Below are 18,818 nucleotides of genomic sequence, written 5' to 3'. Positions count from 1 at the left end.
GCCAAGGTGCGACTTGTGCAAAATCTCGAAATCCTGCGAATGCGTGAGCATTCGTGAGCAACCCTCTTAAATACGAGGGACGGTTGTGAGCGAGCTTAATAAGGCGCTGATGGGGCAGAAAAAATTCTAATGGTTGCAAAAGCGCTTATTTGGCCGATTTTGAGTGATTTTGGCCGAATTTGACGAAATAAGCGCTGTGGCAACCGCTAAAGTTGAAAAAGGGCCGGAATGGTCGAAATAGCGGCTGTGGCAACCGTTAGCGTCTATGCATTGGTTTGACAAAATAATATGGGTGTTGAGCAACCCACGCAATCGACCGGTTATCAGCCGGCACCGATCGCGTGGGCGTTCGCGCGTCCTGGGATGAGGAAAAATTCACCGCGTCAAGTCCCAACTTTCATTGTAAAGGTACTGCCCGGGTATGGTAAGATAGAGGGAGAGCAAGTTAGATAAGGATAGCGAAATCATATACGTTCTATACTTTGGACAAAGGCAGGCGGTGAAAAGGATGGGCGGGAAAATTCTGGTTGTGGACGACGAGCAGCCGATTGCGGATATTATCAAGTTCAACCTGGAGAAGGAAGGGCATGAGGTGATCTGCGCCTTCGACGGGGGCGCGGCGGTGGAGCTGGCGTTCGCGGAAAAACCGGACCTGATCCTGCTCGACCTGATGCTGCCGGTCAAGGACGGCATGGACGTGTGCCGCGAGGTGCGCGCGCGTCTGCAGATTCCGATCATCATGCTCACGGCCAAGGACACCGAGCTGGACAAGGTGCTGGGCCTGGAGCTGGGCGCGGACGACTATGTGACCAAGCCGTTCAGCACGCGCGAGCTGCTCGCGCGGGTGAAGGCGCATCTGCGCCGCCAGCAGCGCACGGCCGAGCTGATGGCCGGGGGCGATCCCGGCGCGGACGGCGGGCAGCAGGGGCTGCGCATCTTCAATCTATTCATCGATACGGATATGTATGTGGTGTACAAGGACAGCGAGCCGCTGGACCTGACGCACCGTGAATACGAGCTCGTCCATTACCTGGCGCGCAACAGCGGCAAGGTGATGACGCGCGAGCATCTGCTCCAGGCGGTGTGGGGCTTCGAGTACTTCGGCGATGTGCGGACGGTGGACGTGACGATCCGGCGGCTGCGGGAGAAGATCGAGGACGATCCGAGCCGCCCGGAATACATTCTGACCCGGCGCGGCCTCGGCTACATGATGCGCAATCCGAAGACCGGCGGGCTCGGCACGGGATGAAGGGGATCCGGATCTTCCGCACGATCCAGGTCAAGCTGATCATCATCTACGTGCTGCTGATCCTGATCGCGATGCAGCTGATCGGGGTGTACTTCATCACGACGATGAAGACGTCGGTGTCGGATTCCTTCTCCAAGAATCTCAACGACCAGGCGAACATGCTGGCCAATATCGTCGAGCAGACGCTCTCGCCGGCGGCGCAGAATACGGACGTCACCTACGAGCAGACGATCCAGGACCTGCGCAGCAAGGTGAACGCGCTGTTCAGCATCAACGAGGCGGAGATCCAGGTGCTCGACGCCAGCGGCAAGGTGCTGATGACGTCGGTGCAGTCGCAGCAGTCGTACGTCGGGCGCAAGAACACGACGCTCGCCGTGAACCGGGCGCTGCAGGGCTTCCGCGATAATGAAGAGGACATCATCGACGACGACAACGTGCGCAAGAAGGTGATCGCGCGGCCGGCCTTCTACCAGGGCAAGGTCGTCGGGGCGGTCTACATCGTCGCCTCGATGTACGAGGTGTACGAGACGATCAATCGCGTCAACCGCATCTTCGTCACCGGGATGCTGCTCGCGCTCGGGCTGACAGCGGTGCTGGGCGTGCTGCTGTCGCACACGATCACGTCGCCGATCAAGGTGCTGACCCGGCAGGCGACGGCGGTCGCGGAGGGGCGCTTCGACCGCAAGGTGCCGGTGCACGGCGAGGACGAGATCGGCCAGCTCAGCGAGGCGTTCAACAACATGACGCAGCGGCTGCAGGAAGCGCTCTCGGTCAATGAGGAGGAGAAGGAGAAGCTGGCCTCGATCCTCTCCAATATGAGCGACGGCGTCGTCGCCGCCGACGAGCGCGGCGTCGTCATCGTCACCAATCGGCGGGCACGCGAGATGCTCGGCGTCAAGCAGGGCGAAGGGCTGCCGCTCGCCGAGCTGGTGCGGCTCGAGCCGCAGCGCATCGAGGAGCTGCTGCGCGGCTTCGAGCATGCGGCGCTGATCCGCACCGATACGCTGGAGCAGACGGAGGGGGAGGGCGGCATCATCCGCGTCACGTTCACGCCGATCTCGCGGCGGGACAAGACGACGGCCGGCACGATCGCGGTGCTGCAGGACGTCACCGAGCAGGAGAAGCTGGAGCAGTCGCGGCGCGAATTCGTCGCCAATGTCTCGCATGAGCTGCGCACGCCGCTGACGACGATCAAGAGCTACGCCGAGGCGCTGGAGGACGGCGCGATGCAGGAGCGCGAGCTGGGCGAGCGCTTCGTCGGCGTCATCCGCAACGAGACGGAGCGGATGATCCGGCTCGTCACCGATCTGCTGCATCTGTCGCGGCTCGACTCGAGCCAGTCGGCGGTGCGGCGTCAGGCGACCAATATTCAGGAGATGCTGGAAGAGGTGGCGGACCGCTTCTCCTTCCAATTGCGGCAGAAGGCGATCCGCGCCACCGTCGAGGCGGAGCCGGATCTGCCGCCGATCCGGCTCGACCGCGATCAGATCGATCAGGTGCTGGACAACCTCGTCTCCAACGCGATCAAGTACACGATGGACGGCGGCCGGATCGCGATCCGCGCGCGCCGGCCCGACCCGGCCTCGGTGGCGATCGCGGTGCAGGATACGGGGATCGGGATTCCGCAGAAGGATCTCAACCGGATCTTCGAGCGATTCTACCGCGTCGACAAGGCGCGCTCGCGGAATATGGGCGGAACGGGTCTAGGATTGTCGATTGCCCGGGAAATAATCAAGGCCCACGGCGGCACGGTGACGCTGGAGTCGGAGTGGAACGAGGGGACGACGGTCACCTTCACGCTCCCCGCGCTGCAGGAAGGAGATGGCGCCTGATGATGGAGAAGGCGAAGACGGGCGCGCTCGCGCTGCTGGTCGCGCTGAGTCTGCTGCAGAGCTACTTCCTGGCGTACAGCTTCCCGTCTCTGGGCGCGCGTGAATCGTCGGAGATGAGCTATGTGCCGACGGAGAAGATGGGTCCGGAGGAGCGGATCGAGAACCTGCTCTTCCCCGAGAACATGGTGCTGCACTTCGGCGGCGACCGGCACACGGTGCTGTATCCGGACACGGTCGCGTACAATCAGATCTGGGAAAAGCTGCAGAGCCGCGAATTCCGCGGCTTCCAGCGGATCGGCGGCCAGGCGCAGGACTGGGAGCAGGTGCGCAGCCGCTACGGCGGCATCGAGCTGCGCTTCGGCTACGGGGTGCCGCCGGAGCTGCTGCGCAAGGTGCTGCGGCTCGAGGAGGACATGCTGCTGATGGAGGAGCGGATCGCCCGCATCTGGATCTATCGGATCGCGGAGCTCGATCAGATCCGCGTCTATCTGTTCAGCGCCGACGGTCAGACGGTGTATGAGTCGCGGCGCGCGGACATCACCGTCAGCGACATCCACGAGTACATCAGCTTCGGCGCGCGGCAGCCGATGTACCGGACGACGGACGGCAATCTGTACCTGCCGGAGCAGCCGCTGGAAGCGATGGAGGCGACCGCGACATACGACATGTACACGCCGGATCAGCTGCTGCGCAATCTGAACTTCGACGCGGGCGCGACCAAGTCGTTCAAGGACCGCAGCGGCACGCAGATCTACACCGACAGCAAGCGCGGGCTGCAGGTGGAGCAGGACGGCCGGTGGGTGCGCTTCACCAATCCGGTCGCTGTGACCGACAGCGCGACGCAGCCGAGCGACAGCGCGTATACCGCCGTCAGCTTCGTCAATTCGCACGGCGGCTGGGACGGCCTGCATCGCCTCGTGCTCGCAGGGAGCACCGAGTACGGCCGGAGCGTGCTGTTCCAGCAATATTACCTGTCGCGTCCGCTGCTCTCGGCGCCGCTCTTCCGGATCGGCGCGATGCGGCTGACGGTGCAGCAGGGCGTGGTGACGGACTACGAGCGCTCGCTCGTCACGCTGAGCGGCGGCGCGGCCGAGCATACGGTGCGCTACTTGCCCGGCGGCGACGAGCTCGCCGGCCGGCTGGCGCAGTATGAGCGCCGCTTCGAGGTCGAGGCGCTCTATCCGGCGCTGCGGACCTCGCAGGCGGGAGACATGCGCGTGCGCTTGACGCCGGTCTGGGCGGTGCGGCTGCGCGACGGCACGCAGGAGACGCTCGCCTCGGCGCTGCCGGCGGGCATGGAGGTCGAGCCCGCTCAGGCCGCCGGCGCGGACAAGCTGCCGACTGGCGGCGAGCAGGACGAGGCGGGCGGCGGCGCGCAGGACGGGGCGCAGGATGGAGCGAGCGCCGATGGGCCGGACGAGGCGTCAGGCGTCGATGCCGAGGGCGGGGAGACAGGCGACGCCAGCGGCACGGGCGGTGCGGACGATGCGGCTGACGGGGCATCCGGCGCGGATGCGGACAGCGCGGCGTCGGGTGGCGCGAATGCGGAAGGCGCGGACGATTCCGCTGGCCGCGAGGCCGCAGACGGTGCGGACGGCACGCCTGCGGATGCGAACAGCGGTGCGTAGCAATAGTGGCGGCGTCGACGCATCCGGCAGCGCGGCGGCCGATGCGTGAACAAGTGCAGATGCGCCCAGCGCAGGCAGTGGCGGCGCCGACGCCCCTGCGAGCCAGGATGAGCGCGACGGGGCATAGCTGACGGCGCAGCAGCACGGCGAGGAGCCGCAGGACAGCCGGCGGAGGAGGTGGAGCGATGGATTGGAGCCGCGCGAAGAGCGTGCTGATCATTTCGTTTTTGGTGCTCAATATCGTGCTCGGCTACCAGCTATGGACCGATCTGCGCGACCGCCTCGACACCGGCGGCGAGCTGTCGCAGCAGACGCTGGAGCTGATGCAGCAGAAGGACATCCTCCTGCTCGGCAACGTGCCGGACAAGGCCCCGGAGCTGAGCAATCTGGAGTATCGCTTCACGACGACGCCGGGCGAGCCGGAGCGCGTGGAGCTGGAGACGCCGGTGGAGAGCCGGATCATCTTCTCCGAGGATGAGCTGCGGGACGGGCTGGGGGACATCATCCCCGAGTTGGACCATTACGCGTACGACCCGGAGATCAGCACGACGGACGTCTTCGTCCTGTACTGGATGGCGGACGGGCTGCCGATGTTCGACGTCGAGCTGCGGCTGTACATTCAGGATCAGCAGATCATCGCCTACAGCCAGGACCGGGTCGAGCAGGTGCAGCCGGACGGCGCGATGCCGCAGCAGGTGCTGTCCGCCTCCGAGGCGCTGCAGCTGCTGATCGAGAATACGCTGCAGCCCGGCACGGTGATCCAGGAGATCCGGCTTGGCTACCACGGCCAGATGTTCGACTCCGAGGATCAGTATTCGGCGCCGTCCTGGCGCGTGCTGCTGCAGGACGAGCCGCTGCCGTACTACGTGCACGGCGTCAGCGCGGAGGTCTCGACGGAGACCGAGCCGACCAGCGGCGACACCGAACAAGACCCGATGGGAGAGGGAAGGCAATAACGTATGGGATTGCGATTCACAGTACTGGCCAGCGGCTCGACAGGCAACGCGACGCTCGTCCAGACGGAGGATGCGACGGTGCTCGTCGACGCCGGACTGAGCGCGCGCAAGCTCGAGGGATTGATGAAGGAACGGGAAGTCGAGGGCAGCCAGCTCGACGCGGTGCTGATCACACACGAGCATTCGGATCATATCAAGGGGCTCGGCGCCTTCGCGCGCAAGTACGAGCTGCCGGTCTACGCCAACGAGGCGACCTGGGAGAGCATGCACAAGCATCTGGGCAAGCTCGACCCGCAGCAGCGGCATATCCTGCCGACGGGCGGCGCCGCCGAATTCGGCGGTACGCTCGGCCGGATGCGGGTGCAGTCGTACGCGATCTCGCACGACGCGGCGGAGCCGGTCGGCTATTGCTTCTATAGCGGCGAGGCCAAGCTGAGCCTCGTCACCGATCTCGGCTACATGAGCGACAAGGTCAAGCAGCAAGTGATGGATTCGGACGTGATGGTGCTCGAGTCCAATCACGATCCGGAGCTGCTGCGGATGGGCCGCTATCCGTGGAACATCAAGCGGCGCATCCTCAGCGATCTCGGCCATCTGTCCAACGAGGCGGCCGGCGATGCGCTGAGCGAGCTCGTCACCGACCGGCTGCAGCGGGTGTATCTGGCGCACCTGAGCCTGGACCACAATTTGCAGGACTTGGCGCGGATGACGGTGAATAACATACTAGAGAGCCGCGGCTTCTTCTTCAAGCGCGACGAATTCGCGCTCAGAGACACGCATCATGATCGGGCGACCCCGTGGGACGAGGTGCGGCGGCGATAGCCCGCTCCAGCGCGCAGTCGAGCTGCGCGGCGCGGCTGTCGATCGCCTCGGGCGTGAGCGTGCGATGCTCGCGGAGCAGCTCCAGTGCGGCCTGCAGCTCGGTGAGCCGGCGGTACCCTGCGTCGCGCCGGTCGGCGAGCGCGGCGATGCGCTCGACTTGCGCCCACGGATGGGCGGGGGGAGACGTAGACATCTGCGATTCCTCCTTCATGAGAGACAGCGACAGGCCCACGGTCGGATGGTAGACCGCGTGCGAGATCGGATATACTTAGTGTAGGTAGTCTGGGTGCAAAACATGCCTACGGCATGTCACAAAATTAATAGAGAGCGTTGCCCGTGCAATCCGGGAGGAGCGAGAGGCCATGAGCTTGTTTGACGACGATTTTTATTCGACCAAAGTATCCAAGCGCGCCCGCGCGCCGCAGCGCGACCGATTCCGAGGCGGCGCGCGATCCGGCGGGTGGTCGCCGCTGCGCCTCGCCTTCGTGTCGTCGCTCGTGAGCGCGCTCGTCGCGGTGCTGCTCTTCGGCTGGCTGTTCGGCGGGGGCGCCCAGGGCGACCGCACGCCGCAGCTGCCGCTGGCCGCATCCGCAGATCCGTACGAGCGGCCGATCCAGGCGGCGGCCAAGATCCGCCCGGCGGTGGTCAGCATTATCAATGAACAGATGCTCAGCTATGGCATGGACGCCTTCGACTGGGAGGGCGGCGAGTCCGAGGGCGAAGCGCGGTCCGAGGAGGACGGGGACGGCGAAGCGGATCCCGCCGAGGAGGGCGAGCTGGCCGAGGTCGGCATGGGCTCGGGCGTGATCTTCGAGCTGACCGGCGGCAAGGCCCGTATCGTGACGAACTATCACGTCGTCGAGAATGCGGTCAAGGTCAAGGCCGTGCTCGCCACCGGCGAGGTGCGCGAGGCGACCGTCATCGGCAAGGACATGATCAGCGACCTGGCGGTGCTGGAGATCGACGGCAAGGGCATCGACGTGGCCGCCGAGCTCGGCGATTCGACCCAGATCCAGGACGCGGAGACGGTGATCGCGATCGGCAATCCGCTCGGACTGGGCGAGTCGATCACGATGGGCATCGTCAGCAAGACGCGCCGCGTCATCCCGGTCTCGCTCAATCAGGACGGGGTGTACGATTGGGAGCAGGAGGTCATCCAGATCGACGCCTCGATCAATCAGGGCAACAGCGGCGGCGCGCTGGTCGACCTGAGCGGCCGTCTGATCGGCATCAACAGCATGAAGGTCGCGGACTACGGCGTGGAGGGGCTCGGCTTCGCCATCCCGATGCACATCGCCGAGCCGGTGATGGAGAGCCTGATCGCGCACGGCAAGGTACTGCGCCCGTACCTGGGCGTGTACACGCTGGATGTGGAGCAATACATCGAGCAGCAGGCGTTCATGGAGGCGTACGGCGAGGAGAGCGGCGACGACACGGCGGCCGAGGAAGAGGCGCTGACGCTGCCGGAGGACATCAAGCGCGGCGTCATCGTGCTGGAGACGGTCGGCCCGGCGAACAAGGCGGGGCTGAAGTTCAACGACATCATCGTCCAGCTCGACGAGCAGAAGATCGGCAGCACGCGGGAGCTGCGCAAGTACCTGTACGCCCACAAGGCGATCGGCGACCGCATCGACGTGACCTTCTACCGCGGCGACGAGCTGGAGCAGACCTCGTTCGTGCTGGCGGAGATGACAGACGAACAATGACAATTGCGAATGGCAATCGATTGCGGATACTATTTGGGACGGAGATGGCTTAGAACGATATGTATTGTGTATGCAAGGCGCATGTAGAGATTGCACTGGAGATGTTTGTCGACGAGTACGAGGACGCCCCCGACGTCGTCGATCTCAAGGAGACCCACTTCGCCAATTGGGACCCGCCGCCGCGCTGCGAGCGCTGCGAGGCCCCTGCCACCTATCTGGTGGTGTGAGGCCGGCGGCCGTTGCGGACCGGGTATCGGTCGCGAAGGGAACACGAAAAAGGAGCGCGTCCGCGATCGGATGCGCTCCTTTTTGGTCGATTGCGCGTTTGCAGATGCAGCCGCATCTCAGTGACTGCAATCCTGCCGCGCGGCGTCGCTTCGATTAAGGGGCAGGCGTCATGCCGCCATCGGCGGGTGCGCCCATGCCGGGATCGGTCGGCGTCGTCGTGCCGCCGTCCGTCGGCGGAGCGGTCGTGCCGTTATCCGGCAAGGTCGTATCGTTGGTCGTGCCGGTACCGTCATTGGCGCCGCCGCACGCGGCCAGCGCGAAGACGAGCGCGAGACTCATGACACCTGTCGACACTTTCGTCAGCCATTTGCGTTTGCCTTGCATGGGAAATCATCCTTTCTTCGTGAGAAGTTGTAGTGTGATGCTCGTATAAGGGCTAGATTCCAAGTCTGGTGCGCGCATGGTACGCGAAAGGTACGTGCACGGTGATGTGCTCATCCTACGGTTGCCGCATAGCCATTCATATGCCTCGTATTAAGGCGCGGGCGTCATGCCGCCATCGGCCGGGGCGTCCGTGCCAGGATCGGTCGGCGTCGTCATGCCGTCATTGGTCGGTGCGGTCGTGCCGTTATCCGGCGTCATGTTGTTGTTCATGCCGTTATTGTCGTCATTGGCGCCCCCGCAGGCCGCCAGGCCCATCACGAGTACGAAGCTCATCAATGCGGTTGTAATCGTCGTTACCCGTTTGCGATTCGTCGTTTTCGTCTTCATGGTCGTTCACCATCCCTTTCGGATTTTAGAAGTAGTAGTAATAGAAGTTAGCTGACGTTAGGGTGCGGGCGTCATGCCGCCATCGGCGGGTGCGTCCATGCCGGGATCGGTCGGCGTCGTCATGCCGTCGTTGGCTGGTGCGGTCGTGCCGTTGTCCGGCGTCGTCGTGCCCGCGTTATTCATATCGTTGCCGCCGCCGCAGGCCGCCAGGGCCAACACGAGCGCGAGACTCATCATTGCAGTCATCAGCGACGTCAGCCACTTGCGTTTGTTGCTTGCTTGGTTCATGGCTTTCCATCCCCTCTCGGTGAAGCGCGTTGTTTGGTCTTCCTGCCCTGTAATTAACCGCCGGGACGGTCGCGAAACGAAAAAAACGATTAGAATGCGGTTAGAAAACACTAAGATTCAAGCCGCTATCCAGGCGGTTATTGATAGGATTGGCTGTCGATAGGTAGAATATTATGGTAAAATAGGAGGAACAAACGCATGCATATCCAAATCGCGGCGGTCGGGAAGCTGAAGGAAAAATACCTCGTACAGGGGATCGCGGAGTATGCCAAGCGGCTCGGGCCGTACGTGAAGCTAACGCTGACGGAGGTCGCGGACGAGCGCGCCCCCGAGACGATGAGCGCGGCCGAGGAGGCGCAGGTACGCGATCGCGAGGGCGAGCGCCTGCTGGCGCAGATCAAGCCGGACGCGCATGTCATCACGCTGGCGGTGGACGGCGCGCTCTGGTCGAGCGAGGAGCTGGCCAGCGAGCTGGACAAGCTCGCGACATATGGCCGCAGCCATGTGACGCTTGTCATTGGCGGCTCGACGGGCCTCGCGCCCGCCGTGCTGCAGCGCGCCCAGCAGCGCCTTAGCTTCGGCCGTATGACGCTGCCCCACCAGCTCATGCGGCTCGTACTGGTGGAGCAGGTGTACCGGGCGGTGAAGATTAATCGGGGGGAACCGTATCATAAGTAGGGCGAAATATAGCTAGAAACCAAACATAATTGATAAATGGTTATGATTGTCTTCTAGACCACCCACATTATGGTAATATTAAAATGTATTTTAGAATGTATTGTTGCGAGAGAATATAAAAAGGTGGGAACCGAAGTGAACTACCCTAAGAATTTTTTAGAAGCTATAAAATCTCCTGAAAGTGTTTTATTCATTGGTTCGGGTATATCTATGTGGTCCGGGTTACCGCACTGGGAAGGTCTTCTTAAACTGATGATAGATTTCCTGGTACATCGTGGCCTATCAGAAAAACATCGAGTTGAAATACAAGGAATGATAAACAAAGGAGATCTTTTGACTGCGGCAAGTTTATGTGCATCAAAAATGAGAGACGCCGATTTAAGTGATTTTATTGAAAATACGTTTATAAAGTCAAATCCAGGACCTCACAATATACACGAATTAATAATTGACTTAGGTCCGACTTGCTTTATTACAACTAATTATGATGAACTTATCGAAGATATCTTCTATACAAAGAGAAAATCAAAATTAGCTGTGGTGAATAATGATCAGCCTGCAGAACAAGCGAAGCTTCAGAAGTCCGGAGCCGCTAAGTTTATTTTTAAAATACATGGTAGTATAAATAGTGCGAAAACAATAGTTCTATCTAAAGAAGGCTATAGAAGATTGGTAAATGAAAATAGGTCGACAATTGAGACATTGAAGTTTCTTTTTGCTTCCAGACCAATAATTTATTTAGGTTTTGGTTTGAGAGATCCTGATTTTCAAATATTAAAAGATGAGATAAGCTCTACTTTCCATGGAGCAGAGCGGGAACATTTTGCAATAATGGCTGATATAGGGGAATTGGAAGCGGAATATTGGAAAAGAGAATATGGTATAAATATTATTACATATGAAACAGCAGAGAAAATTAAGGAAGGTAATATTAAAATACGGAGTCATGAAAGATTATTATTAATGCTCAAAAATATTTTAACAGAGTACCGTGAAGATGTTTATGACGAAACTGAGTCATTAAAAGCTTCTCTTAATAGATATTTTGAATCACTTTGTCAGATTTTTCTAAGTAGATCGAATGAATCAGTTATTAATATAAGTGTAAAACAAAGATATGATCTTTATAAAGGAAAGAGCAACAAGGAACATCTCATTAAATCTAACGTTCCTATAAACGAGGTTTTGAATTCAAATGGTAATCTCGTTGTTATTGGTTCACCGGGAACAGGTAAGACAAATTCAGTCCAAAGATATACTTATTCGGTAGCCAAATTATATTTGAATAAATTACGCACATGTAACAATATTGATGAACTTGATTTAAAGCACTCAATTCCTGTGCTTTTGTCAATGAAGGAATACAAAGGTGACTTAAGAAAAATGATAGAGAACAGGTTACCTTCAACTATTGATGTAGATGATGCATTAGAGAAAGGATGGTTTACTGTTATATTCGATGCTGTGAATGAAGCTCCTAGGCATCTTATCGAAAATGAACCAAGAATTTTATATAATAATTTGCAGTGGTTGACAAATATGTACTCCAAAAATCGATTTGTTGTAACTTCAAGATCAATGAATTACATCCAATTCCTTGATTATCCGGTTTATGAGGTACAGCCACTTAATTATTTTCAATTAGATGTGATTCTTTCTGAGAATTTCAACGATAACAGCAATAATCTACCTCCAAAAATGAAGAATATACTTCTAAATCCCTTGTTTCTTAGTCTTTATATACAATTAGACCAAGATAAAAAACAAGTTGGTGACATAAAAACTCTACTAGAGTATTATTTGCAATTGGCAGAAAAACAGATAATTCACCATACTAATATTGATATTAGTGTCATTCATCAAGTTTTCGCTAATCTAGCTTATGACTTAGTGGATAAAGGGATACAAACTATCGAAACTAATGAATTGTTATTGAAATTCCAAAATTATGGTTGTACCAATGAAATTTCCGAAATTGTATTACAAAATAGTATTAAATCTGGAATTATGGTTACCGATGTTGAGGGAGGTATCTCCTTCTTTCACCAAACCATTACAGAGTTTTTAGCGGCGTTTAGTCTTTTGGAACATTTTAATAATGATCCTTTTGTTATTGAAGAAAAAATAAAAAATCTTAAATGGAATGAAACCCTAGTTTTGTTTGTAGGGCTATTAGAGAAAGAAAAGGCAAGATCGGTATTAAGGAAAATTGCAAATACTGATATTTTATTTGCAGTAATTGCTTTCCAAAGTGCAGCAATAAAGGAGGGGGAAATTGGATCCCAATTATTCCGGATTCTCAATGAAAGAATACAAACCCCCTCTATTAGCAAGGCAGAAATAGAAACATTAGCAAATTCATTAGAGTATATAGGGGAATTCGGAGAGAAGGAAGAATTATTAAAGATGCAAAACAATGAGGTAGAGCAACTATCAGTTTCAGCTTCCATGGTATTAGCTCGGTGCGGAGTACTTGATTCTTTTGATAGATCCTTAAGGGGTTTATTAACTGACAGAGCATGGAGGTCAAATGGATACGATAAAGCTTTGAAAATATTGGCTATACCAAGTATGTTCGACACTTTATTTGACGAAGCAATGAAACTGGATATAGAAGAAGATGCAATAATATTAAGTAATATTGCTGAAGTTATAGGTGCTTTTGATTCAGATGATTTATATAAGAGATTAGCTGAACTTATAGATTCCGAAAATGAGAAGGAAATCATATTTGCTGTTGAAATATTAAGTAATATCAAAACAGAAAGAGCGAAAAATGAATTGTTGAACCTCATGAGAAGTGACTTTACGAAAGTTAAACAGAAAATAATCTATGGATTTAGGGACGAAAATTACAAACCAATTAATTACAAAAATTTGATTGAGTGTCTCTTTGAATTGCTATGTGAAGACTCAGTTGGGGCAACCGCTGCAAACTACATATATGATCTTGAAGATGTTGAAATTGCACAAGTCGCACTCGATAAATTAGACAGTTCTAGAAATGATATAGAACAGATTAATTTGTGTAATATTGTTTCATTAATTGATCCTGATAAAGCATTTAAGATTCTAGAGGAGAAAATAAATAATTATAATTCTTATTGGATAGATTGTTTATCTAATGCATTAAATAATTTAAATGAGAATTACCCTATAGTTGATTATTTAATAAATAAATTAACAATCTGTGATGCGGATGTTCGATCCGTAATATTGCACACTATCGTAAATAATGAATATAAGGATCAAAAGTATCCCGTTAATCACGATTCTTTCGTTATTTTGTTTAAAATATGGGAAGAGTATTGCGGCTTAGGATTTGATTATTGGACCGAGAGATTATCATTAGAAAAATTTATTGGGCATAACTGCTTTCATTCCGAAAAGGATTACATATTACATCGTTTCAACGATAAGGAGTACAAGCATAGGTTCCTCTTAAAAGGAATAGTAAGTATTTCTCCAATTAACAGCAGTGATATTGAAGAAGTAACAATGCGTTGGTTAACTGATTTAGTAATAAAAGGAGTTCCACAATTTCATCAGTATAAATTAGAAGAGCTATTATCTAAAGCTTGTAACGAACAGCGACTTACAGAATATATATTACCACTTTTAAATAATAAAATAGATTTTATTAAAAGCAGTGCATACAAGATTATTAAGAGGTTTGAGCGTATAGTGGGCAAACGATATATTTAGTACTATTATAATTTTTGCGAGTTGCTTTCACCGCATTTATGGTACGTAGGTACATATCACAATTAGGTGAAATGCGGTATACGGAGATTTCGCCTTGGCGATGATACGAAGAACCGAATCATAAGTGACGGCGAAAAATTTTGTTATGCTTAGGAGGGCAACGATATGATAAAAAAAATTAAATTACAGAAGTTTAAAAAAATGAAGAATAAAACATACGATTTAAACATATCTGGTATTTCTATTGTCGCAGGAGCTAATAACTCAGGGAAATCGACTATTTTGCAGGCACTAGCAGTGTGGGAGTTTTGTAAAACCATTATTATGCTTGAAAAGAGTAAGGCTAGTTTATTACCTGGAAGTAATAGTCAGGGAGTGGGTTTGTCAGTTGATGATTTCCTACCACTTGCGGTCCCAAGTTTAAAACATTTGTGGACAAACCTTAAGACTCAAAAAGAAACAACTGATTTAGATGGATATACTTTAAGAATTTGTTGTTATTGGGATAGATCAGATGCATCGGAGTGCTATTTAGAATTCGGACTATCTCTAGCCAATGATAGGTTGTTTGTTAAAACAACGGCTACAAATATTATCAATTCAGATAAAATACCTGTAGTTGCATATTTGCCTACATTTGGAGGGATTGTGGAAAGAGAGACGAGGTTATCAAGAGCTGATAGGAGTAAGCAAATCGGAAAGGGACTAGCCGGGTCGGTTTTAAGAAATATGTTGTTAGATATGCATTTGGAAAATCAAAGGAAACGGGTAAGCTTAAAAGGAACCAAATCAAAAATCTTATCAAGTGATCTATCAAATCTTAGAAATACTGATCCATGGGAATTATTAATGCATACTCTCCACGAGATTTTTAGCTGCGAAATCGAAGTGCAACCATTTAATGAACTATACCACAACTATATTAGAGTGAATCAATTTAAGGGGGAATTTAAAAATAATAGGTTTACTAAGCATTCAAATTATAATAAGAGGGACATTATGGTTGAAGGTAGCGGTTTTTTACAATGGCTAAGTGTCTATAGCCTCGTATTGGACAGCACAATCGACGTTATTGTTTTAGATGAGCCTGACGCGCATCTCCACAGTAGTCTGCAACTAACTTTATTAAACCGCCTTCAAAGAATTGCGGCAAAACAAAACAAACAAGTACTCATAGCTACGCATTCTACTGAAATTATTAGAAATTCTAAAGCAGAATCAATACTAGGTATAAAAAAGAGCGGAGCAGAATATTTGACAGAGGATCAACAGAAGATTGGGTTGCTAGAAGGTTTGGGAAGTGAATATTCTCCAAAGCTAAATCAACTCCAAAAATATAAAAAGGTATTCTTTGTTGAAAACCAAAGTGATGCAACCTTTATAAATTCTTGGAGTGAGAGACTTGGTTTTTCATTGTTTGAGAATACAGTTATTTGGGAAACGACATACTCAGCGAAGGAAAGAAAGCATTTATTTCTAGAATTGAAAAAAGAGATTCCAGATCTTGTTGGAATTAGCTTAAGAGACAGGGATGATGAAAGTTATAATACGGTTGATATTACTCTCATTGATAAATCGCAAACGGTTATACCGGACTTATATTTTGTAAAATGGAGAAGAAGGTACATTGAAAACTACTTATTTTGTCCACAAGCCATATCTAGACTAGTACAAAAGCCGGTAGGTGATATAATGCAGCATTTTCAACAATATCATGGTTTAGCTTTGTTTAATAATTTTACTATGAGTGATGTCCCATCCCCAATTTATGAGGCTAGGGGGAAAGAAATCATTTGCACTAACCAACATTCAATAGAAAAGGTGTTTGGAGTAAGCAAACATGCAATAGTGAAGGAAATGATTGAGGAGGAGATATGTGATGATGTAAAAACATTAATAAGGTTGGTAATTGAAAAGTTTGGTGTTGAGTGTGAAGAGAATTTGATAACGACTGTAATAGCTTAAATTAAACTCGTACTCCTTATTTTTGTTGCATTTTAAGAAATTAGATTGTTAAATTTATACAAAATCAATCAGAATCGAGAATATTCCAAAATCCAATGATGCGCATTAAAGAGAATGGTACTGATTTTGAAAAATATTCGCGTGAAAGTACTCCTATATTAATCCAGTAACAATGCAATGAATGATAGGGATATTTCTATACATTTTTTGTAATGAGTAAATATAATTTAAATAATTACTTTGTCTTTGGAGGGGATAAATTATAATCTATACAGGAACGAATCGAAATCTAACTATTGATCCGTATGAACCTTGTCCATGCCATTCGGAGAAGAAGTTTAAGTTCTGTTGCTATCAAAAAGCAAAAAAAGATACTTCAGCTCCAATGGCTAAAGGGTTTAGCCTGGGCAGGGTAAATCACTTGATCCGTGAATTTTATGCGGGTACTGACTTCAGAACATGCTTTGGATTTGACAATAACCTATGTAGTGGCCCGATAAAAAACGCCCATTCATTACAAAACAATAGAATATTAAATGTCATTTGTGAGAGTGGGCATTTATATTATTTCAAACCAGAGATAGTTGATTCTGGGCCTACTTCAGTTATTAAGAAAATTGGAAAAAACGATGCAAGCACCTTTTTTGGTTTTTGTGATTTTCATGATACAGAATTATTTAAACAAATTGAACTTTTCGATTATACTGGTGATACTCAGCAAAACTTTTTATTTGCTTTCAGAGCACTTGCAGTTGAAATGCACAAAAAACTAAGACAATTAGAAAATGTTAAACGGATGTTTACACAAAGGCCTAGAATTATGCTCGACCCGCAATCTGTATATATGTATCGTGTAGCAGTGTCAGATGTAAATGATCATCAAATTGAATATGAAATATTTAAACAAGGTTTTCAAAACGGTGAGTATACAGGATTGAGAACTATTTACCGGGAACTTCAATTTGGAGTAAAGTTTGCAGCATGTTCGTCGTTTACTGTCCGATACGATATTGATGGAAAACTCATAAATGACACCTTCAGTACAAAAAGTGACAGAATGCCTTCAATATTTCTAAATATATATCCTACACTAAAGGGAACTACAAACATATTAATTTCGTATTTGAATATTGATTCGGAGACATATCAAAATTATTTCAATTCTTTGGATGCCCTGGACGACCGGAAACTTACAAAATATTTAAATTATCTTGTTATTGAGAATACTGAAAATGTATTCTTTACGCCAAGTTATATAGAATCACTTAGTGAAAATGAAAGGAAGTCATTCGAGAGAAGTTACAACTCTTCAATGAATGTTTTGGAAAGAGCAAGTCTTCTAGCCGAGGGAAATTATTATAAATTCGATTTGTTCAATCTTGCTCCCTAATTTGGAAAATGCTCAAAATATAAAGCTTCGGTATGGATTGTCAACATTAAATCAAACAGCTTTTTAAGGGCTGCTTGGCGGTACTGAACAGGCGTCATGTATCCTAATGATCCATGAACTCGATGCTTGTTAAACCAGTTGACGTAGTCGTATAGTTCCAACTGCAGATGATGAAGATTTTGGAACTTCATCTTATGGATGAACTCTGTTTTCATTACCTTGTAGTTTCCTTCAGCCACAACATTGTCATAAGGACAACCCTTCGCGCTTAACGATCGACCGATTTCGAAGGTATCGAGGAGCTCGTCCATCGTTTGCTTTTTAAACTTACCCCACGGTCCGTTTGGAACCATTGGATCCGGCTCAGATCGCCTTCTACCGTAGAAAAGGCGCGCGAAACCAGAGCAGCGTCCTTATTTGGACCTGCACTATGGCCAATGATTTCTCGATTAAACAGGTCAATGAGGACGCAAACGTAGTGCCACCGGTTCCCTGCCTTTACATACGTTAGATCGCTGACCCCGAAGCGCTTAGCTTCCGCCTGATCAAACTCACGATCTAATTCATTCGCCGTTTTCGCCTCATTACATGCCGTTTTGTGGGGCTTAAACTGGGCGATGGTATACGTGGAGACCAGGCCCTGCTCTTGCATGATCCGTGTATTTCGTCAAGCAAAAGTACCCAGAAAAATCGTGCATTTTTACCCATCATCGTCAGGGGTAATTTTCTCAGCGTTCCTTCATAAGCGCATGCTTTATTCTGTAAATTTCGCCTTCAAAAACGAGCAGATGGCCGTGGTGCACCAGCCGATCAATCATCGCGGCGGCCATCTGGTCGTCGGTGAATATGGCGCCCCATTTGGAGAACTCCAGGTTCGTCGTAATCACGAGGCTGCGGCTTTCGTAGCTGTCGGCAATGACACGGAACAAGAGCTGCGACCTTACCTTGTCGACGGGGATGTAGCCCCACTCATCCAGGACAAGCAACTGACAGCGCTGGATCTCGCTCATCAGACGCTCCAAGGTTCCACCCGCTTCGCCTCGGCAAGACGCGTCACGAGTTCGGCGACGGTATAGAAATTCACCGTCATGCCGAGCTTGCAGGCGCGCATCTGGCGGTCGCGCTTGCTATTGAGGCCATTAAGCACCGGTATACCGTCTATTTCATCACTGCACATGATCTGGTACAGATGCTTCAGCAAGCCTACGTGAACCAGACCATAAAGCAGAAAATGAAGGCGCTCAGTAAGCCTAGCTTGCTAATCATTGACGAGATCGGCTACCGCAAGATGGAAGAGCCGGCTGCACATTTTTTCTTCCAAATTGTCTCCGAGCGTTATGAGAGCGGCTCTATTATTCTGACCTCCAACAAATCCTACGGTTCGTGGGGGGATATATTCGGCGATTCCGTCCTGGCTACAGCTATCCTAGATCGCCTCCTGCATCACTCCACAACCGTCAAAATTAAGGGTGAGAGTTACCGCGTAAAAGAAAAGAAAAAAGGCGAGATTCTTCAAGCCGGATCCCCAGGCACATGAAATGGAATAGCTGAAATTTTCATGGAAGTCGGCCCCCAGGGAGGCATCTTGATCCTGATGGGG

The 18,818-nt window shown here is 51.0% G+C and carries 20 protein-coding genes; 12 read left to right on the top strand and 8 right to left on the bottom strand.

Features of this window, described 5'->3' with window-relative positions; translation table 11 throughout:
• The first annotated feature begins 508 nt into the window (after positions 1–508).
• The 5 genes from yycF (at position 509) to IDH44_RS14545 (ending at position 6,487) form a co-directional block, all read left to right on the top strand.
• Entirely contained in the window at positions 509–1,249 is a 741-nt protein-coding gene (gene yycF, locus IDH44_RS14565) for a response regulator YycF (protein WP_190918836.1), read from the top strand.
• On the top strand, positions 1,246–3,081 hold the full coding sequence (gene walK / locus IDH44_RS14560) for a cell wall metabolism sensor histidine kinase WalK (protein WP_190918834.1): 1,836 nt from the start codon (positions 1,246–1,248) through the stop codon (positions 3,079–3,081). The genes yycF and walK overlap by 4 nt, the downstream gene beginning before the upstream one ends.
• On the top strand, positions 3,081–4,709 hold the full coding sequence (locus IDH44_RS14555) for a YycH family regulatory protein (RefSeq protein ID WP_190918832.1): 1,629 nt from the start codon (positions 3,081–3,083) through the stop codon (positions 4,707–4,709). Before walK ends, IDH44_RS14555 begins: the two co-directional genes overlap by 1 nt.
• A gap of 185 nt (positions 4,710–4,894) precedes the next feature.
• Positions 4,895–5,665 carry a two-component system regulatory protein YycI gene (yycI, locus tag IDH44_RS14550; protein ID WP_190918830.1) on the top strand — a complete coding sequence of 257 codons (771 nt, stop codon included), beginning with the start codon at positions 4,895–4,897 and terminating at the stop codon, positions 5,663–5,665.
• Positions 5,666–5,668: 3 nt separating this feature from the next.
• Positions 5,669–6,487 carry an MBL fold metallo-hydrolase gene (locus IDH44_RS14545; protein ID WP_190918828.1) on the top strand — a complete coding sequence of 273 codons (819 nt, stop codon included), beginning with the start codon at positions 5,669–5,671 and terminating at the stop codon, positions 6,485–6,487.
• Here IDH44_RS14545 and IDH44_RS14540 read toward each other — a convergent pair.
• Entirely contained in the window at positions 6,432–6,680 is a 249-nt protein-coding gene (locus IDH44_RS14540) for a hypothetical protein (RefSeq protein ID WP_190918826.1), read from the bottom strand. The genes IDH44_RS14545 and IDH44_RS14540 overlap by 56 nt on opposite strands.
• 169 nt (positions 6,681–6,849) lie before the next feature.
• Here IDH44_RS14540 and IDH44_RS14535 point away from each other — a divergent pair, with 169 nt between their 5' ends.
• Both IDH44_RS14535 and IDH44_RS14530 read left to right on the top strand, forming a co-directional pair.
• Positions 6,850–8,193, top strand: a complete 1,344-nt coding sequence (locus IDH44_RS14535; protein WP_190918824.1) for a S1C family serine protease — start codon at positions 6,850–6,852, stop codon at positions 8,191–8,193.
• Positions 8,194–8,252: 59 nt separating this feature from the next.
• Positions 8,253–8,420 carry a CxxH/CxxC protein gene (locus tag IDH44_RS14530; RefSeq protein ID WP_190918822.1) on the top strand — a complete coding sequence of 56 codons (168 nt, stop codon included), beginning with the start codon at positions 8,253–8,255 and terminating at the stop codon, positions 8,418–8,420.
• Between the two features lie 154 nt (positions 8,421–8,574).
• Here the strand turns inward: IDH44_RS14530 and IDH44_RS14525 are convergent, their stop codons facing one another.
• The 3 genes from IDH44_RS14525 to IDH44_RS14515 form a co-directional block, all read right to left on the bottom strand.
• On the bottom strand, positions 8,575–8,805 hold the full coding sequence (locus IDH44_RS14525) for a hypothetical protein (RefSeq protein ID WP_190918820.1): 231 nt from the start codon (positions 8,803–8,805) through the stop codon (positions 8,575–8,577).
• Between the two features lie 150 nt (positions 8,806–8,955).
• Positions 8,956–9,192 (bottom strand): hypothetical protein, encoded by a 237-nt coding sequence (locus IDH44_RS14520; RefSeq protein ID WP_190918817.1) that lies wholly within the window; start codon positions 9,190–9,192, stop codon positions 8,956–8,958.
• A gap of 57 nt (positions 9,193–9,249) precedes the next feature.
• Positions 9,250–9,480, bottom strand: a complete 231-nt coding sequence (locus IDH44_RS14515) for a hypothetical protein (RefSeq protein WP_190918815.1) — start codon at positions 9,478–9,480, stop codon at positions 9,250–9,252.
• Positions 9,481–9,678: 198 nt separating this feature from the next.
• Between IDH44_RS14515 and rlmH the strand changes: the two genes are divergently transcribed.
• From rlmH to IDH44_RS14495, 4 genes are all read left to right on the top strand, one after another.
• On the top strand, positions 9,679–10,158 hold the full coding sequence (gene rlmH, locus IDH44_RS14510) for a 23S rRNA (pseudouridine(1915)-N(3))-methyltransferase RlmH (protein WP_190918813.1): 480 nt from the start codon (positions 9,679–9,681) through the stop codon (positions 10,156–10,158).
• Between the two features lie 135 nt (positions 10,159–10,293).
• Positions 10,294–13,863 carry an SIR2 family protein gene (locus tag IDH44_RS14505; RefSeq protein WP_190918811.1) on the top strand — a complete coding sequence of 1,190 codons (3,570 nt, stop codon included), beginning with the start codon at positions 10,294–10,296 and terminating at the stop codon, positions 13,861–13,863.
• Between the two features lie 165 nt (positions 13,864–14,028).
• The gene (locus IDH44_RS14500; RefSeq protein WP_190918809.1) at positions 14,029–15,828 is read left to right on the top strand and encodes an AAA family ATPase; all 1,800 of its coding nucleotides are present in this window, start codon (positions 14,029–14,031) and stop codon (positions 15,826–15,828) included.
• A 385-nt stretch (positions 15,829–16,213) separates the two neighbouring features.
• Positions 16,214–17,218, top strand: coding sequence for a hypothetical protein (locus IDH44_RS14495; protein ID WP_190918807.1), 1,005 nt, complete (start codon positions 16,214–16,216; stop codon positions 17,216–17,218).
• Here the strand turns inward: IDH44_RS14495 and IDH44_RS14490 are convergent.
• The 4 genes from IDH44_RS14490 to IDH44_RS26595 form a co-directional block, all read right to left on the bottom strand.
• Complete coding sequence (locus IDH44_RS14490) at positions 17,215–17,571, bottom strand: IS3 family transposase (protein ID WP_190918805.1); 357 nt, start codon at positions 17,569–17,571, stop codon at positions 17,215–17,217. The genes IDH44_RS14495 and IDH44_RS14490 overlap by 4 nt on opposite strands.
• Positions 17,487–17,870 (bottom strand): DDE-type integrase/transposase/recombinase, encoded by a 384-nt coding sequence (locus tag IDH44_RS27400; protein WP_397326781.1) that lies wholly within the window; start codon positions 17,868–17,870, stop codon positions 17,487–17,489. Before IDH44_RS27400 ends, IDH44_RS14490 begins: the two co-directional genes overlap by 85 nt.
• Before the next feature lie 76 nt (positions 17,871–17,946).
• Entirely contained in the window at positions 17,947–18,228 is a 282-nt protein-coding gene (locus IDH44_RS14485; protein WP_263364389.1) for an ATP-binding protein, read from the bottom strand.
• Positions 18,228–18,419, bottom strand: a complete 192-nt coding sequence (locus tag IDH44_RS26595) for a hypothetical protein (protein WP_223869682.1) — start codon at positions 18,417–18,419, stop codon at positions 18,228–18,230. Before IDH44_RS26595 ends, IDH44_RS14485 begins: the two co-directional genes overlap by 1 nt.
• Between IDH44_RS26595 and IDH44_RS14480 the strand changes: the two genes are divergently transcribed.
• Complete coding sequence (locus tag IDH44_RS14480) at positions 18,330–18,755, top strand: ATP-binding protein (protein WP_223869688.1); 426 nt, start codon at positions 18,330–18,332, stop codon at positions 18,753–18,755. The genes IDH44_RS26595 and IDH44_RS14480 overlap by 90 nt on opposite strands.
• Positions 18,756–18,818 lie beyond the last annotated feature (63 nt).

The sequence above is a fragment of the Paenibacillus sabuli genome (assembly GCF_014705605.1).
Classification (GTDB): Bacteria; Bacillota; Bacilli; order Paenibacillales; family Paenibacillaceae; genus Paenibacillus_D; species Paenibacillus_D sabuli.
This window is presented reverse-complemented; position numbering and strand designations above follow the sequence as displayed.